The following is a 20776-nucleotide window of genomic DNA, read 5'->3' as shown; positions in this document are numbered from 1 at the left end:
ATGGAAATCATTCCCTTATTAGTAATCTGAAATCAATTTTTACTGCCTTTTAACCCTTTAATGCCTTTAATGGCTTTTTCATTAAGTAAGTTAGTCTCATAACTGCGAACTCTTCCATTTTTTGCACGATGCTGCTTCAACCCGATTTCTATAAGTTCATTGAGCAGTTGGGTAAAGTTAAGCCCCGACTTATCCCACAGATAAAATGAGAAGGAACCCGGAATTGTATTGATTTCATTAAAGTACACTTCTTCGGTGTTCGCATTCACCAGAAAATCTAATCGTGCCAAGCCGGAAGCATCCAAAGCTGAAAAAGTTTTGGTGGCGAGGTTCTGAATTTTTTTTGTGAGTTCATCGGAAATATCGGCCGGTATAACCCGGTCTGCCGAGGCCATGCCTTTATCTGCTCCGTCTCCGCTCTGGTATTTATCCTCAAAAGAGAGCGTTTCGGTTTGACCCAGCGGTTTTTCACACACACTAGGTCGGCAATCATCCGGGGTGCCCATTACCGAGCAGTTAATTTCCATAAGTGGATTTACGGCTTCCTCAATCAGCAAATGTTCATCATAGCGGAAGGCCGTTTCAACGGCGTCAATCAGTTCACTGCGGGAGTTTGCTATGGCCACACCAATGCTGCTCCCAAGGCTCACCGGCTTCACGATTAGCGGGTAATCGTACCCTTCGGCAATAGTGATGATATCGTCCTGCTCTTTTTCCCAGTCAGTTTCATAAAAGTTGACTGCTTTAGTCACCGGAATTCCGTTTGCGGCTGCAACCAGCTTTGCCTTCACTTTATTCATCCCTAACGAAGAGCCCAACACTCCGCTTCCCGAATAGGGCACGTTCATCATTTCGCATACTCCCTGAAAAGCACCGTTCTCCCCTTCACTTCCATGAAAGGCACACAACACGGCATACACCGGATAGCTTTTGGGCTTTGAGAATATTCCGCCACCATCCTGTTCTTTAAGATGAGTCTTACCGGTTTCATCTTTTACAAAGGCGCAGGATACACTGTCTTCTTCAAGGGTGGGAAGGTCTTTGAAGTTACTGAGATCCAGCAGCTTTTCTCCGGTCAGCCAGCGCCCTGATTTTGTGACGTACAGGGGAATGCAATTATAGGAACTGTCTTCAAGTGCAGAGATAGCCTGAATGGCTGTTAATACAGAAACTTCATGTTCCGGAGAAACGCCTCCAAAAGCGACAATAAGGTTTTTTTGAGTCATAGCTGAGTGTATAGTTGAAGCCGAAAATAGGATTGTTTCCGCTTAATTGTTAATAGATTGAAAGGTTTTAGTGACAAGGTGTTAGGTTTTAGCTTTCTGCTATTACCTAACACCTAAAACCTTCCAACTAATACCTATCTTTTAAAACTTGATCTTGTTCCTCAATCTGATATTTTCAATATTTGCTGTTCTGTGGAATCTTTAAATCAATCGCTTATGAGTACGGTAATCACATCTGTAAATCAATTGAATTTTAAGCTTTCGGAGCTGGAATCGATGCCGGCACCGGAAAAAGTTCTGTTGGTGAAGCCCACCTACTTTTCGGTGGAATATGTGATTAACCCGCACATGGAAGGTAACATCGGGGATGTGGATAAACTGGCTGCCCAAAATGAATGGGAGCACCTGAGAGCGGCTTATGAGGAACTTGGATTATACGTGCATGTGATAGAGGGCCAGCGCGGTTACCCGGATATGGTTTTTTGCGCCAATCAAAGCCTGCCAAATATCACTAAAGATGGCAAAAAGGAAGTGATTATGAGCGTAATGAACTCAGATCAGAGGAAGGGGGAAGTGCCTACTATTCAAAAAGTATATGAGGACAGCAGCTACGAAATTGTGCACCTTGATGGAAACCGTTTCTCCAGTTTTGAGGGAATGGGTGATGCCATTTGGCATTTCAAAAAAAGGCTGCTTTGGGGAGGATATGGTTATCGCTCTTCCAAAGAAGTATATGATGTGATTTCAGAGACGTTCAACACTCCGGTTATTGCCCTGGAGCTTATTGATGAGCGCTTTTATCATCTTGACACCTGCTTGTGCATCCTTGATTCCGATACCGCACTCATCTACCCCAAAGCTTTTACCGATGAAGGACTGGAGCTGATTCACACCTTATTTACGAATGTGATTGAAGCATCAAAGTATGAGGCGGAGAAGCTGTTTGCCTGTAATGCTACCTGTCCGGATGGAAAGAATGTTTTTATACAGCAGGGCTGTGTGGATGTAAATCATAAACTGAAAGAATCCGGATTTAAAGTGCATGAGTTCAGCACCTACCAGTTCCTGAAAAGTGGCGGCTCTGTTTTCTGCATGAAGATGCTGCTTTGGTAATTAATAATTTTAAATTTTGAATTTAAAATTATTAATTGGAACCTATTCTCTTCAAAAGTACCAAGCACATATTAAACATGAACTGGATTAAAACGTCTCTTTCGGGAATAGTACTTCTCGCTGTTATCATTTCTTTGAATACAAAATTTGGATCGGTTCCGCCGCTGGGTAAGTTTTTTGATCCTGATGCCGGGTTTTGGGCCAATGCCGAAACAAATGCTCCGCAATCACAAGAACTGGATGTTCCGGGATTGAAGGACGAGGTGTCCGTGTATTACGACGACCGTCGCGTTCCCCATATCTTTGCTCAAAATGAGCATGACCTTTATTTGGCTCAGGGATATATCGTTGCACGCGATCGGCTTTTCCAGATGGAAATGCAGACCTACGATGCAGCCGGAAGATTAGCCGAAATCGTGGGGCCATCTCTGCTGAACAGAGACAAGCAAACCCGCCGTTGGGGAATGCCCTATGGCGCCGAAAGAGCCTGGCAGCAAATCCAAAACGACCCGGATATGCTGGCCGTCATCGAGGCTTATGCCGATGGGGTAAATGCCTACATTGACGAGCTTTCACCCGATGAATATCCCCTGGAATATAAAGTACTGGATTTTGCCCCCGAGCCATGGGAGCCTATCAAAACGGCCTTACTGCTTAAGAACATGACCCGGACACTGGCTGCCGGAAACAGCGATGACCGAACCAGCAACACCCTGGCTTATTTCGGCGATGACTTTGTGAACCGTTTTTTCACCCAAGACCCAGAACTCAACGACCCGATTATCCCCCCCAGCAGAGAATGGGATTTTGAGGCTGACATCCCTGAAGCACCGGACAGTTTATACGTGCCGGCTTCGGCTAAAGAACTTGAGGCTTTTACAACCGAAGAAGGAATAGGAAGCAATAACTGGGCGGTGAGCGGATCAAAAACGGCCTCCGGATATCCCATTTTGGCAAACGATCCCCACCTTTCACTTACCCTGCCTTCCATCTGGTATGAGGTGCAACTGCATGCTCCCGGCGTTAATACCTATGGTGTGAGTTTGCAGGGCTCACCCGGAGTGATTATTGGCTTTAACGAAGATGTAGCCTGGGGCGTGACGAATGTAGGCACCGATGTGCTGGACTGGTACGAGATTGAGTTCCGCGATGAAACCATGCAGGAATACCGCCACGATGGGCAGTGGAAACCCACATCAACCCGCATTGAAGAAATAAAAGTACGAGGGGAAGAAACGGTGATGGATACGGTGATTTACACCCATCACGGACCGGTTACCAAGGTAGAGTCCCGTGTGAATGAAGAGCGGGCTCCGGCTTACCATGCCATGCGCTGGATTGCCCATGAACCCTCCAATGATCTCAAGACATTTTATGGATTGAACCGCGCTGAAAATTACGATGATTATGTGGCTGCCTTAAAGGAATACACCGCACCGGCTCAAAACTTTGTATTTGCCAGTAACGAAGGGGATATCGCTTTATGGGTGAATGGAAAACTCCCCAAAAAATGGGAACACCAGGGACGAACGGTTAGTGACGGTACAGACCCGAACTATGACTGGCAGGGCTGGATCCCAAGGGATCAGGTCCCCCACATAAAAAATCCGGAACGGGGGTTTGTGAGCTCGGCCAATCAGGAATCGGCTGCTCCCGATTATCCCTATTATCTGGATGATGACTTCGCTCCTTTTGAGCGCGGACGGAGAATCAATGACCTGCTGGAGGCTATGGAAAACATCACCCCAAAAGACATGCAGGATATGCAGATGGATGATTATAGCTATTATGCATCTACCTTTTTACCGAGCTTGCTGGCATGGACTGACACGGATAGCCTGACGGAAAAAGAGCAAACCATCTACGACCTGATGACCCAATGGAATTACTACATGGATGCTGAAGAAATGGCGCCCGCCATATTCCGGCAGTGGGCGGGAAATTTCTACCGGGCCGTGATGTATGATGAGTATGAAACTACAGACGCGCTCCTTAGATATCCTTCCAGAGATATATTCGTGGAGGTGGTAAAAAATGATCCCGAATTTTCATTTATCGACAATATTGAAACCGAAGCCAGGGAAACAAGAGAAGATATTGCCACGGCAACTCTTAAAGAGTCTGTCTCTGAATTGACGAATGCCTGGGGTGAACCTGGGGACCGATGGAAATGGGGAGTTGCCATAAATAACGATATCGATCACCTGGCTAATATCCCCGGAATGGGGAAGCAAAATGTATATAGCAGCGGCTCATCAGATGCTATAAATGCGACACGGGGCGGTAACGGACCATCCTGGAGAATGGTGGTTGAATTGGGACCTGAAGTAAAAGGCTGGGGCGTGTATCCGGGTGGTGCTTCCGGGAATCCCGGCTCACCGAATTACGACTCCATGATTGAAACCTGGAGAACCGGCGGCCTTTTCGAACTGAATTTCTTCCAGGAAGATCCCTCCGAATTCAATTATAAGATCAGCCTTAAAAACCCGGGCTCTGATTAATTCTATATCTATAATCGCGCCGAATAGTTCGACCTCTTTTGTTTTCTCCTTAGCAAGAATAAAGACGCCTATACAGGAATGATGCTTTATCTAAGTGAAGCTCTTCTTCTATAAAAACCAAACCATATCACTTCAACATTCAATGTTGAATGTTCCTTGTTCAATGTTCTTCCGCTTCTTTCCTCATCAGCAGGTACTTATCAATAGCCAGCATAACCGGCGTACTGGTAATGATGATAACAAGGGTGGCAGCGTGGGCAATGGTAGCGTAGGCAAGTCCGGTTGCTTCGGGAACCGCATACAAAATCAGGAGTGTCTTTGTAATAAACAGATGATAGGTACCAACCCCGCCCGGTGTGGGAATCGAAATACCAACCGCACTCACAACCGTAAGTACAACCGCTTCCGTGATTCCCAGATCATACACATTCTGCATATCAAACATCCAAAAACCAATGTAGGTCATGGTGATGTAGAACACCCAAATCAGAAGGGAATAAAAAATGAACAGCGGCCAATTTTTAAGCTCTTTGATGGCCAGCAATCCGTCCACAAAAGTTCTGATGATTTTCTGAATCTTGTGGGCAAAATCGGCGATTTTTCCTTCGGTCTTTTCTTCTGCTTTTTTGAAAAGCCAAAGAAGTAGTCCCAACCCGGCAGCAACAAACAGGCCATATTTACCAAGCGTCAGGATAAAATTGATTTGCGTCTCAGAGCTGGTGATATCAACGCCGAATAAACGGGAAAGCACCTGTGGGTCGGCAACCAAAAAAACAACCACGAATGCCATCAGCAGTAACATGCCCAGTAAATCGACCACACGCTCCAGCACAATGGTTCCGATGATCTTGCTGTTGCTCTCATCAACCTGACGTGCCACATAAACCGGACGGGCTACTTCGCCCACCCTGGGAAGTGGAATGTTGACGAGATACCCGAACATTACCCCGGTAAACAACGTGGTTTTGGAGGGGACCTTATCTTTATTGGTAAAAAGCATTTCCCAACGCAGTGCCCTTATGAAATGGGCAAAAAGTGTGGTTGCGGCAAAGGGAAGAATCCACGACCAGGACATGCCCCGGGCTGAATCAACAACTTCAGAAAACTCAACTTCACGGAAAGCCAGCCAAAGAAAAAGTATTCCTAACAGAACACTTGCAGCAATTTTCAGAATCTTTTTTGTCTGCATTAATATCTCATATCTACAACTTCGGCATCATCGGGATAATCGAGCTGGAAAAGGCCGGCTTCCGGTTTAAGAAAAGCGCCGTCAGAAAAAGTAGTTACGATTTCATTGTCCGAAATATCCCATGCTGTGATTTCAGTCGGCCGAAACTGATCGTCAATAATAATTTCCACCTCCACAAAAACCGCAAAATCGTCATTGGATATCAGCGTTATTTTAGTCTGATTATCCATCTTTTCTTCACTGACAGTATAGGTGGTGTCAATGCCACTGAGCATGCGGGAAGGGGCAAAATCGTCTTCATCGGCGTTGTACAGGTCAATGATGACGCGGTTTCTGGATGGATCATAGACCTTTGAAGTTTCTCCATCTACCACAACCACTTGTCCGTCGGCTTCCAGCTTATAGCGGACTTTATCGAGCCAGATTTGTCCTTCACTCCGGGTTACTTCTCCCGTGTAGGAATCAGTAAACGTTTGGTTGAACATGGCACGAAACACCAGGCCCTCATCAAACTTTTCTTTGAGCTGATCAAAGTTTGGGGTTTGGGCAACCGCGGTTACACTGAATATCAGGCTGAAAATAAATAGCCCAGACAGAACCCTAAGTAATTTTTTTGAACCGGAGGTTCTGACAGGCATTCCGAACCAGAGGTTCGGAATGAGAACGAGTCGCCCGGTTAGCTGAGAGCTAAAGCCTGACAGCTGAAAGCTCTTCCTAATCATACTCATCAAGATTGTCCAATAGTTCCTGAAGTTCATCTTCATCCTGAATGAGAACGTCCCGAGCGGTACTGCCCTGATATGGTCCAACAATTCCTGCATTAAATAACTGATCTATAATTCGACCGGCGCGGTTATAGCCGATTTTCAATTTCCGTTGCAACAGAGAAACCGACCCTTGTTGATGTAGAATCACCAGCTTGGCTGCGGCTTCGAAGTACTCGTCAATATCATCCAGCGGGTCCGGAATGTCTGCTACATCTTCTTTAATGATGGGCAAATGGAAAGGTTCCTTATATCCCGCCTGTTGGCCAATAAAAGAGTTTATTTCATCTACCTCTTCGGTAGAAACAAAGGCGTTTTGGATTCGGACCAACCCGGTTCCATTATTAAACAGCATATCACCCATTCCAATCAGCTGATCGGCTCCGCCCTGATCCAGAATCGTTCTTGAATCAACTTTGGAAGCTACCTGATAGGCAATTCGTGCCGGGAAGTTTGCCTTAATGGTACCGGTAATCACATTCACTGATGGTCGCTGCGTAGCCACCACCAGGTGAATTCCAATGGCACGTGCCAGCTGGGCCAAACGGGCAATGGGTTCCTCAATCTGCTTTCCGGCCGTCATCATCAGGTCTGCAAGCTCATCAATAATTACTACTATATAAGGCAGGTGCCTGTGTCCCAGCTCTTCATCCAGTTCGCCGGTTGCATATTTTTCGTTGTAAGATTTGATGTCGCGAACCATCGCCATCTTCAGCAGGTCGTAGCGGTCATCCATTTCCTTACACAAACTTTCCAACGTTTCCTGGGCTTTGGTAGTATCCGTGACGATAGGCTCATCCGCATCCGGCAGCATAGCCAGGAAGTGATTCTGAATATTGCGATACAATGAAAGCTCGATCTTCTTCGGATCAATCATCACGAACTTCAGGTTATCCGGGTGGCACTTGTACAGCAGGCAGGTAATGATCGTATTAATCCCAACCGACTTACCTGACCCGGTAGCACCTGCAATCAACAAGTGAGGCATTTTGGTGAGGTCGATCATGAACACTTCGTTCTCAATGGTTTTCCCAAAGGCCACCGGAAGCACGAAGTCGGTTTCCACGAATTTCTTGGTGTTGATAACCTGCTTGATGTACACCGTTTCACGCGTACTGTTCGGTACTTCAATACCCACTGCCGACTTACCCGGAATGGGCGAAAGCATACGCAAACCTTTGGAGGCCGTAGCCATCTTCAGGTCGTTGGAGTAGCTCTCGATCTTGGAGATTTTCACATCGGGAGCCGGCTCCAGTTCATAAAGCGTAACGGTAGGTCCAACGATCGCATTAATGCCTACAATCTCAATTTTGTGGCGCTTCAGCTTATCAAGGATGATCCGCTTGTTCTCCTTAATCTCTTCAAGATCCACTTCGTTGCCCTCATTGGGCGGTGAATCCAGCAGATCTACTTTCGGGAACTTGTACTTGATGACCGGGACTTCCTTAGCCTTTTCCCGGTTCTGCTTATCGAGATCTTTCTCATCAGCTTCTTCTTCGCCCTTCCCTACATAAACGGAAACTTCCAGGTCGTCTTCTTCCTCATCAACCACTTCCTCTTTTTCAAGCGAAGCCCGCTGACGGGTATCTAACGTCTTAACTTCCTTCTGCTCTTTTTCACGCTGTTTGCGCTCTTCCGCTTCCGACTTCTCCACCAATTCATCGATAGATGGGGCCGGCTTCACGGGTTCTTTCTCGTCCTGCGGTTCGGCAATTTCTTTTTTCTGAAGCTCTTCCTCTTCGTTATCCGAAGAACTGCTTTCTTCTTTCTTCGCTTGTTGCTCAGCTTTTTGCTCTTCCTTCGCAGCTTTTTTGGCAGCTATGCGTTCTTCCCGCTCTTTGGCTTTTTGCTCTTTACGAAGCTGACGTTCAGCCCGCCAATCTTCCATTTTATCCCGCAGGTTATCCATCCAGATCTTCACGCTGTCAATGGTTTTCTGAAGGTCACGATCCACAAACATGAGCAAGGTCACGATCATCAAAACTGAAAGTATAAAAATGGACCCTATACCTGTGATATTCTGCAGTACCTGTGAAATGGCAATACCTGCTGAACCGCTCCAGATAGAGTCGGAAGGGAAATCGGCATTGGTGTTTAACCAGCCAATAAAAGTGGAAAGCAACACCATGCCCCAAATGGATAGTACGGTTAGCCAGCTCAGCTCTTTGAAATCCCGACGGCGAAAGGTATGCCAGCCGTGATAACCGGTTATGAGCGCCAGGATGATACTGGTATATCCGAACAAACTATGCACCAGGTAATGGGAAAGATAAGCGCCTACCGGTCCCAGCCAGTTTTTCACCAGCCGTGATGAAGCGTCGGGGTTAAATAAATCGAGGAAGGAAATGCTTTTCGCGTATTGGTAGTCTTCCGGGTTGTAAGAAATGATGCTCAGCCCGAGCAAAATCGCAATCGACATCACAATGATACCGATAATTTCGACCTTACGGTTCGAATCCAGCCCCGTAGTTGTAGATGTATTTAGGTTATTTTTAGCCATTCAAATTGGTCAGGATGCCATCCCGCATGCCGGGAAGCACATCAAATTCATTTACTTTGCAACAGAATTCAATATCGCCATTTGGAACCAGTTCAGCCAATCTTTTTGCATGATCGCTCTTGCTGATGGCTCCTTCTAAATCATCCCCAAATTTTTGGAAAAGACCAAATGCTACTTTAGCCCCGTCTTTAGCCGAGTCAGGCAGCTCTCCTCCGGAAATGGCATGCAGCAGAGAGCCGGCGAATAAAGTATCTTCAATAGATAACCGTCCCTGCCACCCGGAGCAGACCAACACCACTTCATCGTCATGATCTTTCAGGGCATTTAAAATACTATCCTGGTTCAGGAAGGTGCCTACATAAATCTGGTTGGCAAGGGATGATTTTTTGATGGCCTTGGTGCCGTTTGTGGTGTTGAAAATCAGCGTTTTGCCTTTTACAACTTCCGGCTCATACTCGGCCGGGGAATTGCCAAGGTGATACCCTTCAATTTTGGTTCCGTTTTTTTCACCACACAGTAAAAAATCTTTTTGATCCATCGTATTGGCGATCTTCATGGCATCACTCATATCTGCTACGGGGATGATTTTTTTGGCCCCGTTACTCAGCGCTGTGGTAATGGATGATGATGCTCTTAACACATCTATAATAACCGCTGTTTTCCCACGCAGCTCTTCTTCCTGAAAAGCATGAACGGAAAAGAAAACGTCGATATAATTAATCTCTGGCATATTCTCTCTTTATTATTTTTTAATGAATGGTGGGCGGGTAACGGTTGCTTTAGCCGTCTTCCTGCGGATGCTGATCTCTATTTCTGTTCCTTCTCCCGCGTAGTCAGTAGCAACGTATCCCATCCCTATACCTTTACCCAATGTAATCGACATTGTTCCGCTGGTTACTTCTCCAATGGCTTCTCCCGCATCGTTTTGGATCTCATAGCCCTGACGTGGAATATTGCGTTCACCTTCAACCACAAAGCCCACAAGCCGGCGGTTTAAGCCTTCTTCTTTTTTCTTCAAAAGGGCTTCTTTTCCATTGAAATCACCCTTCTCAAATTTCGTAACCCAGCCTAATCGGGCTTCCAGTGGATGCGTGTCTTTGGTGATGTCGTTACCATAAAGCGCATACCCCATTTCCAGGCGGAGGGTATCGCGGGCACCTAACCCACAGGGCTCAATGCCGAATTCTTCGCCGGCTTCCATAATGGCGTTCCATACTTTTTCGGGGTCGGCATGACTTTTATCAAAATACAACTCAAACCCCTTTTCGCCGGTGTAACCTGTGGCGGAGTACACAACGTTTTCCATGCCGGCAAGGCTTCCCATTTTGTAGGAATAGAATCCGATGTCACTCAAATTCAAATCCGTTAGCTTTTGGAGCGTCTCTACAGATTTTGATCCCTGAACGGCTAACAAGCAGGTATCATCCGATTGGTTGTGGACTTTCGCATCAAAAGTGTTGTTTTGGTTGATCCACTCAAGGTCCTTTTCAATATTGGATGCATTTACAACCACGATAAACCCGGCATCATCAAAAAGCTTGTATACAATCAAGTCGTCCACAATACCGCCATCTTCATAGCACATGCAGGTGTACTGCGCTTTACCTTCCACCAGTTTGGAAGCATCGTTCACGGTCACTTTCTGAATTAAATCCAGCGCTTCGGGTCCGCTGATGTAGAACTCACCCATGTGGGAAACGTCAAATATTCCGACGGCTTCGCGAACGGCCGCATGCTCTGTTTTAATTCCTGCGTATTGAACCGGCATCTGATATCCGGCAAAATCTACCAGCTTGGCGCCGGCTTTTTCATGAATGGAATAGAATGGTGTCTTTTTGGACATGAATTCAGCTGAAATAGTTTTGTTCGTATTACCCTGTTGGATATATGCTATAGCCTTCGGTACCGCTTATTTTCGTTGTGCCAAACTTACTGATTTATTGGCAAACATCATTGTAAATAGGAGATTTTAAAGATTATCAGGATTTATTTTTTCCCGGCAACTGTTTCTCATATCCCTCTGTTAAGTTCCTTATCTTTGAGGGATGATTTGTTAATCATTATTCATCAATCAATGTTTTACGATTACCGAATCATCCATACAAGAAAACAACGAATATTTAAGTCAGACACATAGCAATACATGTCTATCAATAAAGAGCAGGTTAAATCGGCACTCAGCCAGATTTTACACCCCGAAGAACAACGCGACCTCATTTCCCTGGATATGGTTCAGGACGTGATTGTTCAGGATAAATACATTTCATTTACGCTGGAATTTCCTGAAAAAAATGAAGGACTGGAAAAGCAATTGTCACAGAAATGTGAAGAAGCCATTCAGAAGTTCGTTGACAAGGAGGCCATTGTTGATATTCAGGCAGCCGTAAATCTCTCCAAAAAGCGGGAAATGGAAGCTTCCAAACCCGGACAGCAGCAAGAACAACAGCAGGAAATTCTGCCGGGCGTCAAAAACATTATTGCCGTGGCTTCCGGAAAAGGCGGGGTAGGAAAATCTACAGTAGCTGTGAATATTGCTGCCGCACTGGCTAAAAAAGGAGAGAAAGTCGGACTGATGGATACCGATATTTATGGCCCCAGCATTCCTACTATGTTCAACATCCATGAGCGGCCTAACATCACCACGCAGAAGAAATTGGTTCCGCATGAGAAGTTTGGGATCAAGCTGGTTTCCATGGGCTTTTTGGTAGATGTTGACCAGGCGATGGTTTGGCGCGGGCCGATGGCAACCAGTGCCGTTAAACAATTTATGACCGATGTGGAATGGGGCGAACTTGATTACCTGATTCTGGACTTGCCTCCGGGAACCGGCGATATCCAGCTTACCATTGTGCAAACCGTACCGCTGACCGGAGCCGTGATAGTTTCAACCCCTCAAACGGTAGCCCTTGACGATGCCCGCAAAGGGGTGGCAATGTTCAAGAAAGTGAATGTACCCGTTCTTGGGATGGTCGAAAACATGGCCTATTTCACCCCGCCGGATATGCCGGACAAGAAGTATTACATCTTTGGAAAAGGCGGTGCTGCCCATCTGGCCCAGGAAATGAACGTACCCGTGCTGGCTGAAGTACCACTACAGCAAACCTTGCGCGAAGGTGGCGACTCCGGAAAACCCATTGTGCTGGAAGACAGTGAATCCCCAGCGGCAACCGCATTGATGGAAGCCACCGGGAATATGCAGCAACAGCTGGCGCTCCGGAATAAAGAGCAGTCACCGACTAAAAAGGTGGATATTAAGTTCAGGCCTTAAAGTGGCTTAAAGCCGTCCACGAAGCGTTGAATAGCCTCTGGCAATTGGTCTCGATTAATAATTTCGAGATGACTGTCTTGAATCATGGTAAACTGGCGCATGTATTCTTCGTTTATGTACGCCCGTATTTCTCTGCCGTCGTCACTGGCAGGTTTTGGACTGTCGGAGGCTACAGCTTTGTGAAATACTTCTTCTTTTACCCCGGCCTTCACCACTTCTTCAGGCACCTTTAAAAAGGTAGAGATGGAGAGGGCAATGTTATTATTGGCATCCGGTTCGGTAAGATCTATAAAGAAAAGAAAACCTTCTTTCTCATTATAGGTACCGCCCTTGGCAACAAAGGCTTTCGTTAACTGCTTCTTTGCATATTGTAGCCGTTCGTTGTCTGCTGAATCAGTAACCTTATAGCTGACGCTGAACTTTATATCAGTTGATGCTTGTCCAAAAATAAGATTGGGCACTAAGGCCAAACCGAAAAGAACAAGAAGGCGGAAAGGGTTAAAAATGAACTTATTCATAGCTCTGTCTATTTGATTAGAGTTTAAGGTTTAAGAAAGAAATGGTAGCCTTAAGTAATAGACAGTGCTTGATTTAAGTTTGATCCATTTTAGTTATTTAGATGTTAAATTCAAAATCCCAATTCGTTGGTCATTGGTCATTGGTCATTGGTTATTGTGATTTGGAATTTGGAATTTGCAGCTTGTAACTTCCTCGCCCTTAATCTACCACACCACCTATGGACCTTATCTACCTCTTAGACCTTATTGGTACGTTCGTCTTTGCCATTAGCGGTATCAGGATTGCTTCCCGAATCAATATGGATGTATTTGGCGCTTCGGTGGTGGGCTTTGTAACTGCGATTGGAGGAGGAACCGTCCGGGATTTACTGCTCGACAGTCACCCCATTACCTGGATGGCCGACATGACGTATCCGCTGGTTATACTGGCCGCCGTACCCTTCACTTTCCTGATGGGCAAAAGACTGAATAACTACAGCAAAACCATCTTCATTTTTGATACCATCGGGATTGCTCTCTTCACCATCATCGGGATGGAGAAAGCTCTTTCCTTTGGATTTAACCCTTTCATTGCCGGGATGATGGGGATGATATCAGCGGTGGTTGGCGGGGTAACACGGGATGTGCTCTGCCGGGAAGTCCCGCTCATTTTCCGGAAAGAAATTTATGCAACCGCCTGCCTGGCCGGAGCCATCATCTTTTATCTTGGACTGGAACTGAGTCTCCCCGAAAACCTGAATTACCTGTTTACAACGGCCGTCATTATCACCATCCGCACTGTATCTATAAAATGGAATCTATCCCTTCCTAAGATGAAAAAGGTCTGAATTTTAAATTCAAAGCTTCAAATCTTAATGACCAATGACGAGTGACGAGTGACCAGTAAACATAGATCGAGTTTGGGATTTGGTGCTTGGTGCTTGGGACTTGGAGCTTGGAGCTTGGAGCTTGGAACTTGGAATTTAAAACCCTACTCTTTCGTCATCTCTTCAAAATGTTCTTCCAGCTTATCGGGTGTTTGGGTGAACTTACTAACAGCCCAGGTTGCCAACAGACTCAGGAAGAAAGCCGGAATGAGTTCGTAGAGGTTATTCTTCAAAACCGGCACAAAATACCATACGATGGTAACGGTTGTTCCGGTCAAAAGTCCGGCTATGACGCCTGCCTTAGTGGTCTTTTTCCAGTAAAGAGCCAGAATAGAGGTCGGACCGATGGAAGCCCCCAATCCCGCCCAGGCAAAAAGCACCAGCCAGAACACAATATTCTGTGCAACCAGCCCGAAAATCAGAGAAACAACAACCAGCAAGACAACTACAATGCGGCTATAGAGAACCAGTGTTTTTTGCGGAATCTCTTCGTCTTTCTTAAGCAGCTTATCATAAATATCCCGGACTACACTGGAAGCAGCCACTAAAAGCTGTGAGTCGGCGGTGGACATAATGGCTGCAAAAATGGAGGCTATCACCACACCAAACAATACGGGGTGAAGTTGATTCTGGGCTAAAAGCGGGTATAAGTTTTCGGTATCGGATGCCGGTAGCATATCCACTTCGGGGAAGTAAGCCCGCCCAACAAGGCCAATTAAAATGGCACCGCCGGCCATCAACACATTCCAGATAGTTCCAACTACCGCTGCATATTTAAGCTGTTTGGCATCATCAATCGACATGTATCGGGAGAGGATGTGGGGATTTCCCGGGGAACCCAGTCCGATACCGATGAACCCGATAAAAGCCCCGAAGCCGAGTGCTGTGGGATCGACAAATGCGGCGTCATACAGGTTCAGCTCTGCGGAAACAACGCTCCACCCACCCATATCATAAATCGCGATGATGGGCAGAAATACAAGGGCGATAATCATGAAAAACGCCTGGATGGTGTCGGTCAGGCTTACTGCCATAAAGCCTCCTACTACGGTGTACAACAGAATAATGGCGGCAGAAAGAATCACGCCCATGTTTTGGGTAATACCAAAGCTGGAAGCAAAAGCTTTTCCCCCGGCCACAAACTGGGAGGAGACGTAGCTCACCATAAAAACCAGGAAGATGATGACGAGAATGACCCGTAAGCTGCCGGATTTATCATCAAAGCGTTCGGCGAAAAAGTCAGGGACGGTGATACAATCGTAGCGTTCTGAAAATTGCCGGAGCCGTTTGGCGTAGTACATGAACAGAAACCATTCTACCACGATGTACCCAACGGCCGCCCACAGAGCGGAAGCACCCTGAGCATAAGCCATCCCCGTGACCCCGAGTAAAAGCCAGGCACTCCGACCGGATACTACAGCGGAAAGAGCCACAACCAGCCGGTTCATTTTCCGTCCGCCAATAAAGAATTCGGAAATTCCTTCAGATGAAAAGCGAGCCGAATATATTCCAATCCCAAACAGGATAATCAGGTAGCCGATGAAAGCAGCTAATACGTAGCCGCCTCCGTCAATCGATATGGTATTCAGTTCATCCACAAGAAGAAACTCCAAAATTCAATGTATCACGGGAAAATGCCCATTTGTTCGTACATGATGCCAATCTTATCAATGGCACCCACAAAAGCGGCCGTTCTCAGATCATCCAGATTATGCTTATCCCGAACTTCGGCAATCTGCTCGTAAGCGGTGATCATGGTTTCTTCCAGGCCGGAATCCACCAGGTCATACTCACCGGCACCTTTAGCCAGATCGGCCAGTTCGGCGTCGGTAAAGTCACGGTCTGAAATATTTTCAATGACCCGCAGAATCTTCTTCAGGCTGGTTTCATCAAAGCGCTTGCTTAGTCGTCCATACCGCACATGCTGGATATCCTTCAGCCATTCGAAGTAAGAAACAACCACACCACCCGCATTCAGGTAGGTATCAGGTAAGATTAAGGCACCACGTTCTTTCAGGATGTCGTGCGCATCGGCGGTGGTTGGACCGTTGGCGGCCTCGGCAATGATCTTCGCCTTCACATCCGCAGCGTTATCTCCTGTAATCTGGCTTTCCAGAGCCGCAGGAATAAGAATATCACATTCAGCAGTTAATGCATTGTCACGATCTTTGAGCTCTTTGGTATTTTCAAAGCCGATGATAGACCCTGTGTCTTTACGGAATTCCATCAGTTTTTCAATGTCGATGCCGTTTTCATCGTAAATAGATCCTTCAATTTCGGCAACACCTACCAACTTGGCGCCGGCTTCGGTCATGTACTTGGATGCGTGATACCCTACGTTACCCAGACCCTGCACCACAAAGGTTTTTCCTTCAACCCCGGTGTCGAGGCCTATTTTCTCCATGTCCTCTTTGTTATTACAGGCTTCGCGAATCCCGAAATAAACACCCCGGCCGGTAGCTTCCGTTCGTCCGCGGATACCACCCTGCTGGATCGGCTTCCCGGTTACACAAGCCTCAGCATTTAAGTCGTCTTTCATTTGGCGATACGTGTCCAAAATCCACCCCATTTCACGGGCGCCGGTACCGTAATCCGGTGCGGGCACATCCACTCCCGGACCAATAAATCCTTTCTTAATCAGCTCGTAGGTGTAGCGGCGTGTGATTCTTTCCAGCTCGTCTTCCGAATACTCACGGGTACTGATTTTGATACCGCCTTTGGCTCCTCCGAAAGGCACGTCAACAATAGCACACTTGTACGTCATTAAAGCAGCAAGGGCCATGGTTTCATCTTCGTCCACTTTATGGCTGTAACGGATGCCGCCTTTGGTTGGCAGTTTATGGTGGCTGTGTTCTACCCTCCAGCCCTCAACAACTTCGATGGAGCCGTCATCTCGCCGAACGGGGAAAGTAACATGATAGACGGTATTGCAGATTTTGATCTGGGCCAAAATACCTTTGTCGAAACGGGTGTATTTGGCAGCTTTATCAAAGTTCTTGTTAACCTGTTCATAAAATTTATACGTGGACATGTTCCGTGTCTCCTTAGCTAATTTTGAAGTACCTGATGGTCGTAATTATATCACAGAGAAACAAGGATAAGCCCACTCTATTCGGTAAGTGGCAGGGATACATGAAGATGATCGGCAGTGCCGGTGTGCCGAATGGTGTTGAGCCCCATAATTTCGAGGGAGCCGCGGAGCAAAATGTTCCTGAATTCATTACGCCCAATAGTTCTCAGGTCGATGGCATGCACGTACCCGGTTTCCTGTGTATAATGTAGAGAGCGCTGGTTGAGCGGCAGTCCCATAGCCGCATAATCTTCGGGCTGCCGCTGAATGTCGGTGATTACCAGATCATTATCGGCCAGGGTGGTGGTGGCTATCGCTACCCGCAAAATAGGGTGCATCGACCGGTACACCTCGCGGATGTCATTACTTTTCGCGTTAACGGACGAGAGGTACATCACCCCATAAAAACAGAAAGCAAAAACGAGCGCTCCAACACCGCCCAAGCTGAATTTCAACAGCATTTTTTTATTCTCAATCCGCCTGAACAAAAAGAGGATGTAAAAGAGAAGCAGCAGTACAGTAACAAAAACCCCGCCGCCCAGGGACAGCCAGCCGTTCCAGCCGTACGAGAGATTCAGCAAAACAGAGGTTCGGACAAGCAGAAAAAATGGAAGGATAACCAGACCGATGATCATCAAAAGTCCGAACATAATACGGAAGCCGGTGTTTTTCTTTTTTGGGGGTGAACCGGTTGGAGAAGCCGCGGGAGCCGTGCCGCTTTTATCCATATTCAGCAGCCAGTCGATATCTTTTTGGGAAATCTTGTCCATGGCTGCTTGAACGAATTAAATACGCCGGTGTTACATGCTGCGGTACGATCGGCGCAAAAGAAAGGGAAAGCTCTGCAGAATAACGACCAATACGAGGACAATCGGAATAATCTCATACGAGTTCTGATGGATGGCGCTGCTCAGGTTCATCAGGTGATAAGAAAACAAAATGCCGGAGGTAAACAGGGAAAAACCGTAAGCCCAGCTTGCGCGAGTCCAAAGAGAGAAGCTACTTACCAGTGATGCAACCCCTACAATAATAGATGTGCCGAGGGTGAGGGCGGGTAAGTCATTATATTGAAACTCAAAAAGATTCCCGGAAAACTGACCGCTCTGCAGAGAACCTATTAGTTCCACAAACTGGTACAGGCCTACAAGCAGGAAAAAGAGTTGCAGGAACAGGTGAATTCTGCGGTCTTTAAGGGTCATTCGAAAGTAAATTTAGGGTTAGACAGGGCTCTTACTATACCCTAATTCCAAACCCCAAAAATTGTTCCTGCAGAATTCAGATTTCTGAACTATTAAGCCTTTTCGGTCTCCACAAAAATGGGATCATCCTGACGAAAGACATTCACCGTAAATAAAACACCAACCGCACCAACTACCGCATAGAAAGCTGTCCCGGCTAATCCTACTGCTTGTACGATAAAGGTGTCGGCTAATGCTCCGAGCACTCCAAAGGCGAGACTGGGCAGCATGGTCACTCCCCGATCCCGAGTGATAACGCGGCTCAGCCATCCAATTACTAATCCAATGGTGATATAACTTAGTAAATACATGAGGGTCATATGCGCTCCTTTATTTGTTAATATCTATTAAATAAATGGGATGCAGGGGGTATGCGTTCCTTGACGCTTCACAACTTTCCAAAAATTAGTATAGATTCTTCACCTGAAATCCCTAAAAAAAGAACCTCTATGAAAAAACTACTTAGCTCTTCCATTCTTGCTTTACTATTGTTAGTGGGATGCGCCCCAAGCGAAAAAGAAATTTTTGACAAAGCCATGGATATCCATGAAAGGGTCATCACCCTGGATACCCACGTGGATATAAACGTGAATAACTTCACCGAAGAAACCAATTACACCCAGCGGTTAGATACCCAGGTAGATTTGATTAAAATGGAAGAAGGCGGCCTGGATGTGGTTTGGCTGGTTGTGTACACCGGCCAGGATACACTGACGGAAGAAGGCTATGCCGATGCCTATGATAATGCAGACAGCAAGTTTGAAGCCATCCATCGGTTAACAGAAGAAATTGCGCCTGACAAAATCGAACTCGCAACTACTTCTGAGGATGTGAGACGTATAGTTGCTGACGGAAAGAAAGTAGCCATGATTGGAGTGGAGAATGCCTATCCGGTTGGAACCGATCTCTCCAGGATAGAAGAGTTTTACGAGCGCGGGGCCCGATATATGTCCCTTTCTCATAATGGTCACAGTCAGTTCAGCGACTCCAACACCGGCGAGCGCAATGACGAATGGATGCATGACGGCCTGAGTGATTTGGGAAGAGAAGCTATTGCCGAGATGAACCGGCTGGGAATGCTGATTGATATCTCTCATCCCTCCAAAAAAGCAAACATCGAAACGATGAAGTTATCCAAGGCGCCGGTCATTGCTTCGCACTCTTCAGCCAGAGCGATGAATGATGTAAGCCGTAACCTGAGCGATGAAGAACTGATGCTGCTGAAAGAGAATGGCGGAGTGGTTCAAACCGTGGCTTTTCGCAGCTACCTGGATTCCGAAAAACACGCCGCCTGGCAGGATGCCTCGCGCACAGTTCTGGAAGAAGAAGCCGGAAAATTGGGTTTTGAGCTTTTAAATTGGGGTGATATTCGCGAAATGAGCGAAGAAGAACGTGACGAATATATGGAAATGTATCGCACCGCTCAGGATAATGCCGAGCCCCGAATTGTGGAAGAAGTCAACAATATGTACCCGCCGGTTAATGTTGCCGACCTGGTTGACCATGTGGATTATATGGTCGACTTAATTGGGATTGAGCATGTGGGAATCAGCTCTGATTTTGATGGCGGTGGTGGCGTTTACAACTGGATGGATGCCTCCGAAACCTTCAATGTGACGCATGAGCTGGTAAAACGCGGGTATAGTGAAGAAGAAATCGCAATGCTGTGGAGCGGAAATTTACTGCGCGTGCTGGATGAAGCCGAAGCAGTTGCCGCAAAAATTCAAGCCGAAGAAGAGTAGCGAACAACCAACAAGGAACATTGAACTCCCAAAGTTTAATTTTTTCTTTTAACGTTGGGAGTTCCTTATTGGATGTTCAACTGTGGTGAAAACATTAAAGCCAAATTATCTTTTTGCAAAGAAAAGTTAGAAAAAGGTTAATTCCTTTAAACATCCGCCTAATCTTTTTAACTTTACGCTTCATAAAATTCATTTAAACAAAATCATAAAAGAGTGATTGCAGAAGCAGACGTTTCAACCGACGTCAAGATTTTAAAAGCTGACTTAAACAACCCTAAACACGCCTCAGATATAGTCAAGATTGTAGACCTCTTTGCGAGAGATCCTATGGGGCAGGATGAACCGCTGGACGAGGAAGTCCGCGTTGATATGATCGCAGAGATGAAAAAAGTACCCACCACCATGACCTACATCGCCTATGCCAGCGATAAGGCGTTGGGCATTGTAACCTGTTTTGTAGGATTTTCAACCTTTACGGCCAGCAAGGTATTCAAAATTCATGATGTTGCCGTTCACCCCGATGCACGCGGGATGGGAATCGGAACCATGATGCTGGAAAACATTGAGGAAGAAGCTCAGGAAATGGGCTGCTCCAAAATTACCCTCGAAGTGCGGGAAGACAATCCGGCACGACGCCTGTACGAGAAACAAGATTTTGAGTATGGCGATCCAAAGTGGTACTTCATGACGAAGAATTTGAACTGATATTCTGATATCAGCCTAAAACTTCAAAGCCTCTTCTTAGCGGAAGAGGCTTTTTTTGTTTGAAGGTTTTTCCCAT

General features: G+C 46.4%; 18 protein-coding genes. 6 read left to right on the top strand and 12 right to left on the bottom strand.

Annotated features, from left to right (window positions below; genetic code table 11):
• Window positions 1-32 precede the first annotated feature (32 nt).
• Complete coding sequence (locus NM125_RS07980) at window positions 33-1226, bottom strand: D-alanine--D-alanine ligase family protein (RefSeq protein WP_255134379.1); 1194 nt, start codon at window positions 1224-1226, stop codon at window positions 33-35.
• A gap of 216 nt (window positions 1227-1442) precedes the next feature.
• On the opposite strand from NM125_RS07980, the gene NM125_RS07975 reads away from it, so the two are divergent.
• Both NM125_RS07975 and NM125_RS07970 read left to right on the top strand, forming a co-directional pair.
• Window positions 1443-2339 carry a dimethylarginine dimethylaminohydrolase family protein gene (locus NM125_RS07975; RefSeq protein ID WP_255134378.1) on the top strand — a complete coding sequence of 299 codons (897 nt, stop codon included), beginning with the start codon at window positions 1443-1445 and terminating at the stop codon, window positions 2337-2339.
• 77 nt (window positions 2340-2416) lie between these two features.
• Window positions 2417-4840, top strand: coding sequence for a penicillin acylase family protein (locus NM125_RS07970; protein WP_255134377.1), 2424 nt, complete (start codon window positions 2417-2419; stop codon window positions 4838-4840).
• Between the two features lie 160 nt (window positions 4841-5000).
• On the opposite strand, the gene NM125_RS07965 is transcribed toward NM125_RS07970, so the two are convergent.
• The 5 genes from NM125_RS07965 to gcvT all read right to left on the bottom strand — a co-directional run bounded on the left by NM125_RS07965 (window position 5001) and on the right by gcvT (window position 11136).
• Window positions 5001-6029 (bottom strand): lysylphosphatidylglycerol synthase transmembrane domain-containing protein, encoded by a 1029-nt coding sequence (locus tag NM125_RS07965; protein WP_255134376.1) that lies wholly within the window; start codon window positions 6027-6029, stop codon window positions 5001-5003.
• Complete coding sequence (locus NM125_RS07960; RefSeq protein ID WP_255134375.1) at window positions 6029-6667, bottom strand: LolA family protein; 639 nt, start codon at window positions 6665-6667, stop codon at window positions 6029-6031. Before NM125_RS07960 ends, NM125_RS07965 begins: the two co-directional genes overlap by 1 nt.
• A 76-nt stretch (window positions 6668-6743) precedes the next feature.
• Window positions 6744-9293: a DNA translocase FtsK gene (locus NM125_RS07955; RefSeq protein WP_255134374.1), complete on the bottom strand. Its 2550-nt coding sequence runs from the start codon at window positions 9291-9293 to the stop codon at window positions 6744-6746.
• Complete coding sequence (locus tag NM125_RS07950; protein WP_255134373.1) at window positions 9286-10023, bottom strand: 2-phosphosulfolactate phosphatase; 738 nt, start codon at window positions 10021-10023, stop codon at window positions 9286-9288. The genes NM125_RS07955 and NM125_RS07950 overlap by 8 nt, the downstream gene beginning before the upstream one ends.
• Before the next feature lie 12 nt (window positions 10024-10035).
• Window positions 10036-11136 (bottom strand): glycine cleavage system aminomethyltransferase GcvT, encoded by a 1101-nt coding sequence (gene gcvT / locus NM125_RS07945; RefSeq protein ID WP_255134372.1) that lies wholly within the window; start codon window positions 11134-11136, stop codon window positions 10036-10038.
• A gap of 300 nt (window positions 11137-11436) precedes the next feature.
• Between gcvT and NM125_RS07935 the strand changes: the two genes are divergently transcribed.
• Window positions 11437-12561 (top strand): Mrp/NBP35 family ATP-binding protein, encoded by a 1125-nt coding sequence (locus tag NM125_RS07935; RefSeq protein WP_284700152.1) that lies wholly within the window; start codon window positions 11437-11439, stop codon window positions 12559-12561.
• On the opposite strand, the gene NM125_RS07930 is transcribed toward NM125_RS07935, so the two are convergent.
• Window positions 12558-13079 (bottom strand): hypothetical protein, encoded by a 522-nt coding sequence (locus NM125_RS07930; protein ID WP_255134371.1) that lies wholly within the window; start codon window positions 13077-13079, stop codon window positions 12558-12560. The two genes, NM125_RS07935 and NM125_RS07930, sit on opposite strands and share 4 nt — an antisense overlap.
• Window positions 13080-13297: 218 nt before the next feature.
• On the opposite strand from NM125_RS07930, the gene NM125_RS07925 reads away from it, so the two are divergent.
• Window positions 13298-13906: a trimeric intracellular cation channel family protein gene (locus NM125_RS07925; RefSeq protein ID WP_255134370.1), complete on the top strand. Its 609-nt coding sequence runs from the start codon at window positions 13298-13300 to the stop codon at window positions 13904-13906.
• A 143-nt stretch (window positions 13907-14049) separates the two neighbouring features.
• Here the strand turns inward: NM125_RS07925 and NM125_RS07920 are convergent, their stop codons facing one another.
• The 5 genes from NM125_RS07920 to NM125_RS07900 all read right to left on the bottom strand — a co-directional run bounded on the left by NM125_RS07920 (window position 14050) and on the right by NM125_RS07900 (window position 18573).
• Window positions 14050-15558, bottom strand: a complete 1509-nt coding sequence (locus NM125_RS07920) for a sodium/proline symporter (protein ID WP_255134369.1) — start codon at window positions 15556-15558, stop codon at window positions 14050-14052.
• 11 nt (window positions 15559-15569) lie between these two features.
• Window positions 15570-16976: a Glu/Leu/Phe/Val family dehydrogenase gene (locus tag NM125_RS07915; RefSeq protein WP_255134368.1), complete on the bottom strand. Its 1407-nt coding sequence runs from the start codon at window positions 16974-16976 to the stop codon at window positions 15570-15572.
• Window positions 16977-17053: 77 nt separating this feature from the next.
• Entirely contained in the window at window positions 17054-17785 is a 732-nt protein-coding gene (locus NM125_RS07910; RefSeq protein WP_255134367.1) for a hypothetical protein, read from the bottom strand.
• 30 nt (window positions 17786-17815) lie between these two features.
• A complete protein-coding gene (locus tag NM125_RS07905) occupies window positions 17816-18214 on the bottom strand; it encodes a hypothetical protein (protein ID WP_255134366.1) in 399 nt (132 codons plus the stop codon).
• 92 nt (window positions 18215-18306) lie between these two features.
• Window positions 18307-18573: a GlsB/YeaQ/YmgE family stress response membrane protein gene (locus tag NM125_RS07900; protein ID WP_255134365.1), complete on the bottom strand. Its 267-nt coding sequence runs from the start codon at window positions 18571-18573 to the stop codon at window positions 18307-18309.
• A gap of 129 nt (window positions 18574-18702) precedes the next feature.
• Here NM125_RS07900 and NM125_RS07895 point away from each other — a divergent pair, with 129 nt between their 5' ends.
• Both NM125_RS07895 and NM125_RS07890 read left to right on the top strand, forming a co-directional pair.
• Entirely contained in the window at window positions 18703-19995 is a 1293-nt protein-coding gene (locus tag NM125_RS07895) for a dipeptidase (RefSeq protein WP_255134364.1), read from the top strand.
• A gap of 213 nt (window positions 19996-20208) precedes the next feature.
• Window positions 20209-20700 carry a GNAT family N-acetyltransferase gene (locus NM125_RS07890; protein WP_255134363.1) on the top strand — a complete coding sequence of 164 codons (492 nt, stop codon included), beginning with the start codon at window positions 20209-20211 and terminating at the stop codon, window positions 20698-20700.
• Window positions 20701-20776 lie beyond the last annotated feature (76 nt).

It is taken from the genome of Gracilimonas sediminicola (assembly GCF_024320785.1).
GTDB classification, from domain to species: Bacteria; Bacteroidota; Rhodothermia; order Balneolales; family Balneolaceae; genus Gracilimonas; species Gracilimonas sediminicola.
This window is presented reverse-complemented; position numbering and strand designations above follow the sequence as displayed.